At 70.6% G+C, this 11,959-nt stretch carries 12 protein-coding genes and 3 pseudogenes; 8 read left to right on the top strand and 7 right to left on the bottom strand.

Going from position 1 to position 11,959, the window contains the following annotated elements:
- Positions 1-216: 216 nt before the first annotated feature.
- The 3 genes and pseudogenes from ACFVWU_RS42390 to ACFVWU_RS42400 all read right to left on the bottom strand — a co-directional run bounded on the left by ACFVWU_RS42390 (position 217) and on the right by ACFVWU_RS42400 (position 1,853).
- Positions 217-582, bottom strand: coding sequence for a hypothetical protein (locus ACFVWU_RS42390; RefSeq protein WP_387631515.1), 366 nt, complete (start codon positions 580-582; stop codon positions 217-219).
- A 138-nt stretch (positions 583-720) separates the two neighbouring features.
- Positions 721-1,068 (bottom strand): annotated as a pseudogene (locus ACFVWU_RS42395) (hypothetical protein); the annotation flags it as partial.
- 173 nt (positions 1,069-1,241) lie between these two features.
- A complete protein-coding gene (locus ACFVWU_RS42400; RefSeq protein WP_387631518.1) occupies positions 1,242-1,853 on the bottom strand; it encodes a hypothetical protein in 612 nt (203 codons plus the stop codon).
- 550 nt (positions 1,854-2,403) lie between these two features.
- Between ACFVWU_RS42400 and ACFVWU_RS42405 the strand changes: the two genes are divergently transcribed.
- From ACFVWU_RS42405 to ACFVWU_RS42430, 6 genes and pseudogenes are all read left to right on the top strand, one after another.
- Complete coding sequence (locus tag ACFVWU_RS42405; RefSeq protein ID WP_387631521.1) at positions 2,404-2,865, top strand: hypothetical protein; 462 nt, start codon at positions 2,404-2,406, stop codon at positions 2,863-2,865.
- Between the two features lie 74 nt (positions 2,866-2,939).
- The gene (locus tag ACFVWU_RS42410) at positions 2,940-3,185 is read left to right on the top strand and encodes a hypothetical protein (RefSeq protein ID WP_387631523.1); all 246 of its coding nucleotides are present in this window, start codon (positions 2,940-2,942) and stop codon (positions 3,183-3,185) included.
- A gap of 255 nt (positions 3,186-3,440) precedes the next feature.
- Positions 3,441-4,235, top strand: a complete 795-nt coding sequence (locus tag ACFVWU_RS42415; RefSeq protein ID WP_387631525.1) for a hypothetical protein — start codon at positions 3,441-3,443, stop codon at positions 4,233-4,235.
- 225 nt (positions 4,236-4,460) lie between these two features.
- Positions 4,461-4,826 (top strand): hypothetical protein, encoded by a 366-nt coding sequence (locus tag ACFVWU_RS42420; protein WP_387631527.1) that lies wholly within the window; start codon positions 4,461-4,463, stop codon positions 4,824-4,826.
- Positions 4,827-4,997: 171 nt separating this feature from the next.
- Positions 4,998-5,126: pseudogene (locus tag ACFVWU_RS42425) on the top strand (hypothetical protein); the annotation flags it as partial.
- 291 nt (positions 5,127-5,417) lie between these two features.
- A complete protein-coding gene (locus ACFVWU_RS42430) occupies positions 5,418-6,059 on the top strand; it encodes an RHS repeat-associated core domain-containing protein (protein WP_387631528.1) in 642 nt (213 codons plus the stop codon).
- Here ACFVWU_RS42430 and ACFVWU_RS42435 read toward each other — a convergent pair.
- Positions 6,053-6,856 carry a hypothetical protein gene (locus ACFVWU_RS42435; protein WP_387631543.1) on the bottom strand — a complete coding sequence of 268 codons (804 nt, stop codon included), beginning with the start codon at positions 6,854-6,856 and terminating at the stop codon, positions 6,053-6,055. The two genes, ACFVWU_RS42430 and ACFVWU_RS42435, sit on opposite strands and share 7 nt — an antisense overlap.
- A gap of 377 nt (positions 6,857-7,233) precedes the next feature.
- Here ACFVWU_RS42435 and ACFVWU_RS42440 point away from each other — a divergent pair, with 377 nt between their 5' ends.
- The gene (locus ACFVWU_RS42440) at positions 7,234-7,923 is read left to right on the top strand and encodes a DUF6882 domain-containing protein (RefSeq protein WP_387631531.1); all 690 of its coding nucleotides are present in this window, start codon (positions 7,234-7,236) and stop codon (positions 7,921-7,923) included.
- A gap of 45 nt (positions 7,924-7,968) precedes the next feature.
- Here ACFVWU_RS42440 and ACFVWU_RS42445 read toward each other — a convergent pair whose 3' ends face one another.
- Together ACFVWU_RS42445 and ACFVWU_RS42450 are read right to left on the bottom strand one after the other, a co-directional pair.
- On the bottom strand, positions 7,969-8,091 hold the full coding sequence (locus ACFVWU_RS42445) for a hypothetical protein (RefSeq protein ID WP_387631534.1): 123 nt from the start codon (positions 8,089-8,091) through the stop codon (positions 7,969-7,971).
- A gap of 1,095 nt (positions 8,092-9,186) precedes the next feature.
- On the bottom strand, positions 9,187-9,717 hold the full coding sequence (locus tag ACFVWU_RS42450; RefSeq protein ID WP_387631537.1) for a PadR family transcriptional regulator: 531 nt from the start codon (positions 9,715-9,717) through the stop codon (positions 9,187-9,189).
- 77 nt (positions 9,718-9,794) lie between these two features.
- On the opposite strand from ACFVWU_RS42450, the gene ACFVWU_RS42455 reads away from it, so the two are divergent.
- Complete coding sequence (locus ACFVWU_RS42455; protein ID WP_387631540.1) at positions 9,795-11,147, top strand: alpha/beta hydrolase fold domain-containing protein; 1,353 nt, start codon at positions 9,795-9,797, stop codon at positions 11,145-11,147.
- 213 nt (positions 11,148-11,360) lie between these two features.
- Here ACFVWU_RS42455 and ACFVWU_RS42460 read toward each other — a convergent pair.
- Positions 11,361-11,959, bottom strand: a pseudogene (locus tag ACFVWU_RS42460) (IS481 family transposase); the annotation flags it as partial.

Consider the following 11,959-nt stretch of genomic DNA (forward strand, 5'->3'; position numbering starts at 1 on the left):
CGCGACCATCTGACCGACCCGGCCACAGCCCGCCGACACCGACCGCCGACGGGCTACCTCGTGCTGCCCGGCCAACCCCCTGGTTTTCCGGTCAGAGCTACCGGACCCGCCCGGCAGCTGTCAGGCCAACGACCCCGACATCACGCTTTCAGGTTCAGTAGCGGCGGGAGGCTGCGACCATCGGCCCGCGCGGCCAGGCACGGTCGCCGAACCGGGTCAGCAGGCCGAGGTGACGACCGGGACGAGGACGCGGTGGTCGGCGCGGTAGCCGTGCTCGATGCCCTGTCCGAGCGTCCAGGTGAAACAGGTCTTGCCGTAGATCCGGGTGTCCATGTTGTCGTGCTCGGTGCCGTTGCCGGCGAGGACGGCGTCGAAGGCGGCGGTGAACTTGGTGTCGCGGTCGCGGATGAGGAACCGGAAGTCGTCTGCTCTGTCGCCCACCATCAGCAGGTTCCGGGCGAGCTGGGCCACCCACTCCCCCGTAAGGTGCGTTGTGACGCCGAGGACATGGACACGCCTGGTCTTGATCTCCATGACGAAGAAGACGTACAGGCGCTTGAGGAGCACGGTGTCCACGTGCATGAAATCGCAGGCCAGAAGCGTGTGAGCTTGGGCATGCAGGAAGGTCCGCCGACTCTGCCGGGAGGCGCGCCGGGAGGCGCGCCGGGGTGCGGGCGCCAGTGCGAGGCGGCGAAGGACCCGGCGGATGGTGGCAGCGGCGACCCGATGACCGAGCCGTCGAAGCCCGCCTTGGATTCTGACGTAGCCCCAGGCCGGATTGTCCGTGGCCAGGCGCCGGATGAGTGCGACGATCTCCTCGGGCAGCGGTGGCCGACCGGCAACCGGGCCTGGCCGGCGGCTGTCGCCACTTCCAGCGGACCAAGCGCCGATGCCAGGCCGGCAACGTGCCCGGGGTGACCAGCCGGTGGCGGCGCAGCGTGGTCGGTAGCTTCCGGGCGAGGGCGGAGAGTACCGCGCGGTCGGCCCACGACATCCGTGGTCGCTCGATCCGGCGGCGGAGCAAGGCGACCTCGTGACGCAGGACGAGGATCTCGGCGCTTCTCGCAGCTGACGAGTGCCCCAGTAGTGTCAGCCAGTCCAACACCCGGCAGAAGATCAAGTACAGCAGTCGCAGACCCACGGACCGCGATCATGCCCGGGACGCGACCGCTCGCAAAGCTGCTGCTCAGCCACCGTACGGCAGTAAAGACACCCTTCAGGCGCCCACGAGCGCCGGTGCGTCAGCGAGGACGGGCAGGGCGCTTCTTGGTGCGCTCCATCGCCCAGCCGATCAGCGCCGGAACCAGCAGGACGGCGACGGCGGTGTCGATCCGGCCCATCCACAGCTGCTTGGCAGCGCTCGGGAGCTTGCCAAGTTGCGGGGCGACATGGCCGGACGGGTCAGTGGTGACGGTGACGGTGTCGCCGACCTGCTTCGACCCGCCGAGGTCTCCGGCAGCCGTCCCGTTGATCGGCGGACCGTCCAGAGCCTCCAGGGTGTAACGCTGGTAGGAGGTGTCGTCGGCGTTGAACTCCGTGGTCACCCGGGTTATTCGGGCGTGCTGTTCCAGGCCGTGGTCGCGTAGCGACCGGGTGTCCAGCAGGGCTATGTGGAGGAACAGCATGCCTGTGGCGAGGGTGGCGACCGCCACCATCCACACGGCCGGGTCGTCCCGCCGCACCCACCAGGTGAGGAAGACGGTCCACAGGACGAGGACCACCAGCACCGGGACACCCACCTGAAGGTGATTGCGGTGGGCGAAGTCCGCCAGTTTGCGGATGGTGAAGAACACGGCTCCCCCCAGCAGCGCGGCCAGTGCCGTGTTCCAGGCCGCCCGCCCGACCGTGCGCATCGTCCGCCTCCCCAGGTCTCCGCACATTCCGGATCCAACGGTACGCGCCCGCACCGTCACCAGATGCCTGCCGCCCTGGCCTACGGCCCGTGGTACGACGGTCCCCCGCTCTGAGGTTCTGCCCGGTCCGGGACGGGTCAGCCCCTGCCTGGCCGGCGCGGGCAGCACCAGCGGGCCCAAGTCCATTCCGTGTGGGCCTGCACGCACCCCGGGCACTCCAACCGGTCCGGGCCGGCCTCCTCGTCGAGTTCCAGTGGGGAGCCCGCCTGGTCGCCGATCGAGCCCCGGCACGTCCAGCACGGGCGCAGCGCGACGTTGGCCTCCCGGCCTTCTCCAGGGCGTAGGTGCGGTACAGGTCGAGGCGTCCGTCAGGGTGCAGGCGCACAGTGGTGGTGGCGCGGCGACAGTGTGCCGTGAAGTCGTCGGCGGGGCCGCGTTCCGTGGTCGGCGAAGACAGCCCCCGGTGGACCCGGGAGGCCGTCGCTGGACACCCGAGGCGGCCTCCGGAGCGGCCCGCTCACGGTAGACCCGGCCCGGACGCCGGCGCACCGTGCTGATCACGGCCACCGCCTTCGCCGCGCTGCTGGCCGTCACGGTCGGAACGGACCCGGGCGACCTACTGAACCGGGACGGCCGGTCGATGCGCAGCCCGCGGCCGGTGCCCGGATCGCCCCGGCCGACCGTGGACGTCGCGCTGCCCGGCGGCGGGGTCTCCGACGCCACCAGGTGCGGCGCCAAGGGCTTCCACCACTTCGAAGCGGCGCCCGCGTCCTTCACCTTCGCCGGATCACTGGCGGACGCCCCACCGCCGGGGCCACAACTCGTCCTCGGCTCCTACGGGTTCTCCCGGTCCTCGGGCAACGACCCCGGGCACTTCACCATCAACCTGCTGCCCGGCCCGGGCGCCGGCGGCCGCGCGCTGGACCTGTCCACGCCACTCGGCCCGCAGGGCGTGGCGGTGGAGATCGAGGGCCCGGACGGCCTGGTCGGCGGGGCCACGGCCTCCCGCTGACCCCCGACGACGACACCCCGTCCGACGCGGGCGGCACCGTCCACGTCGGGCCCGAGAACGGCGCATCCGTACAGGTGACCCTCCCGTCCGAGGCCCTGTGCCCGGGCTTCGACGGCTTCGCCGTCCAGCAACGCCTGATGGCGCCGACCGACTCGAACAACACCATCACCGGGCAGCCGCCCTACCGGCTCACGGTCTCCATCTCCGACCCGGCGATCGGTGCGCTGCGGCGCCAGACGGGCTCGCCGGTGCCGGGCGACGTGCTGGCCACCGACAACCGCACGCCCCGCGGGGAGGATCGGGCCGCCACGACGACCTGATCGGCGGGGTCCGATCAAAACCGGGGCCGCTCCGGGGAGGTGGAGCGGCCCCGGTGGACGTCAGCGGGTGCTGAAGTCGGCGTTCCAGGAAGCCGAGCCCGTACGCGCGAGGCCGACCTCGTTGTAGTCGACGAGTTCCAGAAGGCCCGGTTAGCAACCGATCAACGGCGCGGTGTCCGTGCCCATCGGCACCCGATCGGGGAGGCGCTGGCGAACGCCCTTGAGTGGACGTGGTGTTGGTGCTTCACTGTGCGGATGATCAGCGAGGCGGAGATGACTGACCTGTTCGGTGCCGTGCTCAGCAGGCACCGGGTGGACACCCGGGCGCGGTGGCGCAACGCCGTGTGGGCGCTGGTGCTGGCCGTGCCCACCGGCTGGCTCGGGCTGTGGGCGTTCAGCATGGACGACGGCCGCTCGGGCGGCGGCCGGGCGATCGGCCTGGTCATCGGCCTGTCCCTGGGGGCGCTGTACGTCGCCGTGACGCAGGCGTGGCGCGCGGTGCGGGGCGGGTCGGGAGAGTACTTCGAGGTCCGCGAGCGCGGACTCGTCCACGGCTCGCGGCGTGGCGCGGTGGGCTGGGAGTGGAGCCAGGTCGTGTCGATCACGATGCCCGGCACCACGAGGATCCACGGCCTCGCCCGCCGGCTGGGCAACGACTACCGCTGCCGCCTCGCCCTCGCCGGCGGCGCGCGCCTGCACATCGACGGGCACGCCGCCGGGGCCTCCGGCCTGGGCCGCGCGGTGGTGGAGCACAGCCTTTGCGCGCGGCGGCTGGAAGGGGACGAGTGGCAGGAGCGGGCGGGCGGCTGGTTCCTGGCCGGGGCGGCGGTGTTCCTGGCGGTGGGCGTCTCGATGGTCACCTATCTCGCGAGCCACGCGGAGACCACCCGCCGGATCACCGACGCGAACGGGATGGTCAGGGAGGAGACCGTGCAGGGCGTCAGCGACGGCGTGATCATGGCGGTCGGGCTGAGCCTTCCGGTGTGCGCGGTCGGCGCGATCACGTGCATCGTGCTGTACGTCCGCTACCTGCGGTACCGCCCGCGCTGACCCTCGTCCCGGGGGCATCGCCGCGCTCCACGGGGGCCGGGGAATGCGGCGAGGAGCTTGCGGGCGGCTGCGAAGCGTCGGGCAAACGTCCGGTCAACATCGTTCCTCGGCCGGCGGCGCACGGGAAGGATGCTGCGAGGACGACCGGGGCACCCCGTGGCGGAGGTCGTGGTCGTCCACCGTTTCGGCACCACAGGGCCACGGACCACGGACCACGGAGGAACCATGCGTCGTCGTATCGGAGCAGTGGTCGCTGCCGCCTCGCTGGCGGGCATCAGCGTCATCGGCACGTCCGGAACCGCCCACGCCGGCACGACCGGTTCGGTGAGCATCTCGGTTCCCGGCTGCATCGGCCATCTGCACCTCTCGGCCAACTCGGCCTACGGCCACCTGGACTCGTACACCACCACCTGCTGGCTGACCATCTTCGACCGCAACGACCAGACCGGGGGAAAGACCTCCCAGACCATCTCCGCCGGACCCGGCGGGCACGTCGACACCGGCCAGTTCTACCACGACAGCGTCGTCCACGCGGTCGCCATAGCGATCTCCAACGGCAGCCAGAGCACCGGCTCGGCCTGGTACCACTGAGGAAGCCGGACGGGGCCAACGGCACGCGGCCGGAGGCGAGTTCGCGGACCGGGCGGCGGAGCAGGCAGGTCCGCGGACCCGGCACCACCCTGGCCTTCCCGCGCCCCCAAGAGCGCCAACACCCCGACCAGCGCCCCCGACACCGACGGCGGGACCGGCGGACCCCACGCCCTGCTCACCTCCACCACCAGCGGGCCGAGTGGCACGAAGGCCGTCGGCTACCAGTACGACACGTCCGGCCGCACGACCGCCATCACGGAGGTCGGCGGGACCACGGCGCTGACCTGGAACGGTGAAGGCAAGCTCACCTCCCTCAGCTCGACCGGAGCGGCGGGAACCACGAGCCAGCTCTACGACGCCAACGGCAACCAGCTCATCCGCCGCAACCCCGGCAAGACCACCCTCAACCTGTCCACCGACGAGCTCACCCTCGACACCGCCACCGGAACCCTGAGCAACGTCCGGTCCATCGCCGCAGGAGGCGGGCTCACCTACACCCGGACCACCTCGGCCGTCGGCGGCGGCAACGTCGTCATCCAGGCCGCGGACCCGCACGGAACCAACGGCGTCCAGATCGGGACCGACGCCGCCATGACCGTCACCCGCCGCCCCACCGACCCCTTCGGCAACCCCCGCGGCGCCCAGCCCACAGTCGGCCAATGGGCCGGCACCAAGGGCTTCGTGGGCGGCAGCAAGGACGACACCACCGGCCTCACCAACCTCGGAGCACGCCAGTACGACCCGGCCCGCGGACGGTTCATCAACCCCGACCCTGTCCTCGACCCGGCCGATCCCCAGCAGTGGAACGGTGACGCCTACAGCAACAACGACCCGATCAACGCCAGCGACCCGGACGGGCTGTTCCTCGACTTCGACCGCAAGACCTGCGACGACGTGGTCAACAAGGCCAAGGCGGCCGCGAGTGGCGCCTGGCACGAAACGGTCAAGGAGTACAACGAGCTGGCCGAGGGCGCGGCCAGGCTCATGGGTGACGACAAGACCGCGGACAACTTCCGCAACCAGCGGGTGAACCCTGACTCCCCGCTCAACCTCACCACGATCATCTCGGAAGCCGGCGGTTCCCTGGACGGGCCCCAGACCCGGACCAAGTGGTACCAGTGGGACCGGAAGTTCGTCGAGATCTTCGGCCCGCCTCTGCCCATCATCAACCCGGGCGGATTCGGTGCCTCAGCAGCCGCCCACGGAGGCGAGTTCGGGCCGTGGCGTCACTGAACGCTGAGCCGGTGAGGGTGACCGGGATCTTTCGGACACACGAAGACGTACAGCGCTCCGTCGCGGCCCACCGCGACGGACGTCGGCTCGGTCGCTCCCTCCATCGTCGCCCGGTCCTCCACGGGGATCCAGCTCTGGCTGAAGCTGTCGCACTCGGAGCTGGCGATGGTGATCAGCGGTTCCATGGGCTGTCCGCACACGCAGTCCATCGGCACCGGATCCGTCACGTGCCAGGAGGCGAACCCTCCGACCTTCCAGCCCGGGGCGATCGACAGATCGCTCTGGTAACCGGGTTCATCCGCCCCGCGCTCGTCCTCGGGCCCCTCCCACTTCTCTATCCGCCCGCGCAGGCGCTCGGGGAGCAGGCCGATGTACTGGTGCTCCAGTACCTGCTCCGGGTTCAGGACGCAAGGGTCGGGCACGTACCCTGCGGAACCGACCACCACCGGCTCCGGCTGGTCGGCCAGCGGGTCACGGACATCGGTGGAACGACGCCAGCGAAGGTGCAGCGACAACTCGTAGCCGGTGCCGTGGGCATCGAACGGGCACCAGAACACCTGGAGCAAGTCGCAGTCGGCGGGCCCGCCGACCAGGTCGGGCACGTCCCGCCGGTACAGCTGCGCGACGGCCATCAGGGGGACCGGGGCGGTGTTCGCCAGCCACGGCGCGTGCCGCCCGCGCTTCAGCGAAGCCAGGACCTCCCGTTCGGCGTCCGTCGGCCCGGGACTGACGCCCGCCTCCGGGGCGCGCCCCCAGGCCTCGTCGAGGATCCGACGTCGGAGCCGGACGTCCTCCACCCGCAAACCCGTGCTCCGCTTGTGCGGGTGCGTACACACCGGCCACGGCTCGTCGACCGGCCAGAGCATCGGCCCACCCACGGAGCTGTCCCGCGCGCCGGGGACCCCGGGCCTCGGGTGCAGGCGAGTGGCGGTTCGCCGGTACTGGGCCAGTTCCGGAAAAAGACTTTCCGGGTCGAGTGGCCGCTCAGGTGTCGTACGGGTCATGCCTGTCCTCTCTCATCGTGCTTCCGTAACCCTAATGAGTCTGTGCCGACGTCGTTCTCGCAGTTCAGTGGCTGTTGACGCCCCTACTCGGGTGTCGCGTCCACCAACGGGAACCGCCTCCCGTTTCCCGACGGAATCAGCCTGGCGATCGTTCAGCGTCTCATTACGTGATGAGCAACTTCTGTGACGCGTTTCTCCAGGAGGCGGAACGGCACGCGGCCTGGGGCACTGCCCAGCTTGAGGCCTTGGATGCCGGTATCCCCGACGGTCCTTGGGACGTCGACCTCGACACAGGCGTCTACCGGCAGGGCGGCCGGGAGATCCGTGTGGCGATCCTGGCCACCTACGATCTGTCCGAACGGACATCGATGTGGGGTTGGGCGAATCCGGGACTGCGGGGTGCGCCGGTGGTCGCCGCCGCTGAGCGCGTCAGGGATTTCGGACGGGCTCACGGCCTTCCGGAGTTCACCGAGGAGGTTCTCGACCTGTCCGGTTTCGCGGATCCGCGCCGCGCCGCGGAAACGCTCGCCTTCGCCGCCATGGGCGTGACCGGTGCGGTCGGCTACCTCGGCGTGGAGGCGGGGCCCAGCACTCGGCTCTATCTGCTACCGGACGATCCCCGGGTTCCGCTCGCAGGGGTCGATCCCCTCACCTTGCCGAGGATCCTGACCACCGGTGCGGCTCTGATCGGGCGCCCACCGCGACTGGCGGTGAGCGGGTACTTCGATCACTACCGGCTGGTCCAGCGGCGGGGGGAGACGGGCATCAGCGCCGACCTTCCCGACGGCGGTACCGTGGACGTCGGCTTTGACGGATCCGGGCGCATTGCGTCGGTCACGGTGTACCCGGCCGACCGCTGACCACGGCAGGGGCCTGCGTCACGCTGGCCGGTCCAGCCCTTCGCCTCACGAAGCGCCGAAGCCCGCTGCGAAGCGGACCCAGCGTTCCTCCCCGTAGAGGGGCTGGCGCTTGAAGACGACGACGTCCCAGCGGTCCGGGTCCCGGGGGTCGCAGAGCCAGAAGGCCACGTCGCTATTGGCGCTGCTCGCGCAAGGGAGAAGCCTCCCTTCCTCCAGGTCCTCCGGCGCGGTGCCGGTAAGGGCCGGAAGATGCCGTCGCCGTGCGCGGCGTACACCACGGCGGTCTCGAAGGGGCGCTGGGTGAGTTCCCGATGCAGGCCGAGGGCAGGTCGGTGACCCCACCTCCCGAGCCAGACGAGAGTGGCAAAAACCTACCGACCGCCAAGATCATTTGAGACGGGACACGCGCCACCTTGTGGGCCTGCGCTCGGTAACGATGACCTACCGAGTCGTGACACGTCGGTTGGAGCCCGGTCGTTCAAGCCTGTGTCCGACAGGTCGAGCGAGCACGAATGACGTGAGCTCGATCGGGAGCCTGGAACAGCCGACGGGCGGACCTTCGAGGGTGTCGCGGTCCGGATCTCTCGGCGTTCCCCAACGATGGTCGGCGCGATCAACCACACAGACCGGCGTACCCGTCCTGTGGGCGCTCATCGCCTACGGCCGCTGAGCCGCCGACGCTCACCTGTAGCCGGGCTACCAGCCCGCCCGGCCACGGCGCACACAGTCGGGGGGGGTGGTGTCTGGACTCACGGCCGAACTGCGTAAGGTGACGGCCGCCTCAGCTAGAGGTGATCGTCTCGAAGGGGAACAGTGCGGTACCAGCGATCCAGGGCGCGGCAGCGTGTGGCAGACCGTCAGTGGCTCAGAGCGGCCTGGCGGGCGCGGGCCATCCGGGAACGGCGGGAGGCCGCAGCTGCCGCAGTTGCCAGGCCACGACGGCCTCGCCGGACAGCCGCCAGGCTGCTGACCGTTGCGGCGGCGTTCGAGCTGGTGGTCCTGGTCTGAGCTGGGCGCTCACGATCCTGGCGGCCGTGGCCCTGATGCCCCGTTCGCCAACGGCGGGCCCTGGAGGGTCTGATGCCTCCCGGCTCGGTGCGCCGAGTTCACTCAGGGCCTCGGTCGTCTCCGATCCAGTCTCCAGGTGCCGCCACAGCTCGTGAAGAGCGTTGGATCGCCGCCAGCTACCGCGCGGGACTCCTCCTGGCAGCCCCGATCCTCTGGCTCCGCGAACCCTCCAGATGATCATTTGTCAGACAGATCCTAGCCCTGCTCACGGGCCAGCCCCTCCCAGAAGTCGATGTAACCCTGTTCGTGCTGGATGCCGAGCCTGATCAGGCGGGCTCTGGCTGCGTTTCCCGGCTCGGACGGGTCCAGCGCGGCGAGCAGGCCGCGGTACTCGTCGCGCCAGCCGTGGTGCCGCGCGGCCTGGGTGAGGGCGAGCGCCTCGATCTCGACGGGCGAGGCCAGATCGGCGAAGGTGAGCTTGAGCAACGAGGGGTTGCGGGTCTCGGGCGGGGCTGTAGTGGGGTCGGCCAGCCAGCGGCCGAGGGCCTCGCGCCCCGCCTCGGTGAGGTGGAAGACGCGGCGGCGGCGCCCGTGCTCCTCGGCCTCCTCCAGCAGCAGACCGAGTTCGGCCAGGCGCGGCGGATCCCGGTAGAGCTGGGCGTGGGGGATTGGCCAGTAATGGGCCACGCTCTCCTCGATGCGGGCCTTGAGCTCGTACGGCGTCATCGCGCCGTGGCGGGCGATCAGGCCGAGGATCACGTATTGCGAGGGCGTTAGCTCGTCCATGACACCTTCTCTTTGACACCGTTCCAGTGAGACTATAGCTTCATCTCATCGAGACGGTATCAGTGAGAGGATTAAAGTTGCGCATCGCTCCCGAACTCGCCGGTGTCCTGGCAGCGCTCCCGGCGTTCGACCCGCTGGCCGATCCGGTGACCACGCGGGCCTACCTGCGCGCCGCGTTCGCCGCCAAGCCCCCGGTCACCGACGCCCGGCTGACCGTCGAGGACGCGGTCATCGACGGCCCGGCGGGCGAGCTGCCGATCCGGTTCTACCGGCCCAGCGGCGCCGCGGACGCGGCGCTCCCCGCTGTCCTGTACTTCCACGGCGGTGCGTTCATCTCCGGCGACCTGGACACCGGCGACGCCAACTGCCGCGACATCTGCCTGGCCACGCACGCCGTCGTGGTCTCCGTCGACTACCGGCTCGCCCCCGAACACCCGTATCCCGCCGCGTTCGACGACTGCTTCGCCGCGCTTCGCTGGACGGCCGACAACACCAGGGCACTGGGCGTCGACGCCGACCGGCTGGCCGTGGCAGGCCGTTCCGCCGGCGCCGCCCTGGCGGCGGGCGTCGCACTCGCCGCCCGCGACCGCGGCGGCCCGGCCCTCGTCCACCAGCTGCTGCTGGCACCCACCTTCGACGACCGATGCGACCAGCCATCGGTCGACGAGATCACCGACCCGCGGGTGATCGACGGGAATGCCGTGCGCGGAATGTGGCTGCCGTACCTGGGCTCCGGGCAGGCCGACCAGTACGCCGCCCCGGCGCGGGCGGCGGACCTGGGCGGCCTGCCGCCCGCGTATCTGATGATCTGCGAGCAGGACGCGCTGCGGGACCAGGGCCTCGACTACGCCCGCCGCCTGACGGCCGCCGGGGTGCCGACCGAGATCCACCTCGTGCCCGGAGCCTTCCACGTGTTCGACGGCTACGCGCCGAACAGCCCCTTGGCCGGGCGGGCCACCGCCGCGTGGACGTCCGCCCTGGCCTCCGCCCTCTCGACCCCGCCCCGTGACGGTGACGCACGCCGGACCGGCGTCGAGATCTACGACCAGTGGACCCGGCTGTGGAACCTCGACCTGGCCCTGGCCGAGGAGATCATGGCACCGGAACTGACCCTGCGTTACGCCCAGCCGGGTGCGGAGGTCTTTGACAAGATCCGCACTCCGCAGCAGCTCGCCGCTGCCATCACGGCCTTCCACAAGGTCCGGCCCGGCCTGCTGTTCACGCCGGAGGGCGAGGCGGCCGTCGACCTCGAATTCGTCGACGGCCGACCGAACGGCCTCGTCGCCCGGCCCTATAGGGCGTCGAGGCCCGGCGACGGCGGCCGGGAGGTGGCGGTGAGCGGGACGGATATCCTGCGGATCTCGGACGGCCTGATCAGCGAGGTCTGGTCGGTCTCTGGTGGAGCGGGAGGTCGGACGTTCAACTACTAGTGACGAGGGCCAGGGGCCGGACACGGCAGGCTGGGGGCCAGCATGATCCACTTCTCCCGATCGGTCTTCCTGCCTTGCCCGTTGCCGCTGCCCGCCCGATAGCCCCAACCGCTGCCGAGCGCGAACGCTTGAAGAAGATGGCTTACGGCCACAAGACCGAGTACCGGCTGCGGATGCGCGCGCAGGTGGTGCTGCACGCGGCGCGCGGACGCTCTAACTGTACTGACCCGTGAGGTTGGGGACGCGGCTGGCGGGTGGCTTGCCTGCGAGTGCGGTGTGTCCGCGGTGGTGATTGTAGGTGTGGAGCCAAGCGGGGTAGGCGTCGCGGCGTTCCTGCTCGGTGCGGTAGGGCTGTGCGTAGGCCCATTTGTCGAGCAGGGTGCGGTTGAAGCGTTCGACCTTGCCGTTGGTCTGCGGCCGGTAGGGTCGGGTGCGTTTGTGCGCGATGCCCTCGGCTGCGAGGGCATCGCGCCAGGTCCGGGAGCGGTAGCAGGAGCCGTTGTCGGTCAGCACGCGCTGGACGGTGATCCCGGCCCGGGCGAAGAACTCGTTCGCCCAAGCCCAGAACGTGGTGGCGGTCTCCTTGCGCTCGTCGGGCAGGATCTCGCTGTAGGCCAGGCGGGAGTGGTCGTCCACGGCGTTGTGGAGGTAGCTGTAGCCCGCCCCGGAACGGGTCTTGCGGCCGGCCTCGCGACCCAGGATCTTGTGCCCGCCGCCGTCGGGGGATGTTGCCGAGCTTCTTGATGTCGATGTGGACCAACTCGCCCGGTGCGGCGCGTTCGTAGCGCCGCACCGGGCGGCCGGTGGCACGG

Source organism: Kitasatospora sp. NPDC058190 (assembly GCF_042883685.1).
Taxonomy (GTDB): Bacteria; Actinomycetota; Actinomycetes; order Streptomycetales; family Streptomycetaceae; genus Kitasatospora.

Coding starts and splice junctions, on each gene's coding strand:
- ACFVWU_RS42390 (WP_387631515.1), bottom strand. CDS start 582: ATGCACGTGGACACCGTGCTCCTCAAGCGCCTGTACGTCTTCTTCGTC.
- ACFVWU_RS42400 (WP_387631518.1), bottom strand. CDS start 1,853: ATGCGCACGGTCGGGCGGGCGGCCTGGAACACGGCACTGGCCGCGCTG.
- ACFVWU_RS42415 (WP_387631525.1), top strand. CDS start 3,441: ATGATCAGCGAGGCGGAGATGACTGACCTGTTCGGTGCCGTGCTCAGC.
- ACFVWU_RS42420 (WP_387631527.1), top strand. CDS start 4,461: ATGCGTCGTCGTATCGGAGCAGTGGTCGCTGCCGCCTCGCTGGCGGGC.
- ACFVWU_RS42430 (WP_387631528.1), top strand. CDS start 5,418: ATGACCGTCACCCGCCGCCCCACCGACCCCTTCGGCAACCCCCGCGGC.
- ACFVWU_RS42440 (WP_387631531.1), top strand. CDS start 7,234: ATGAGCAACTTCTGTGACGCGTTTCTCCAGGAGGCGGAACGGCACGCG.
- ACFVWU_RS42450 (WP_387631537.1), bottom strand. CDS start 9,717: ATGGACGAGCTAACGCCCTCGCAATACGTGATCCTCGGCCTGATCGCC.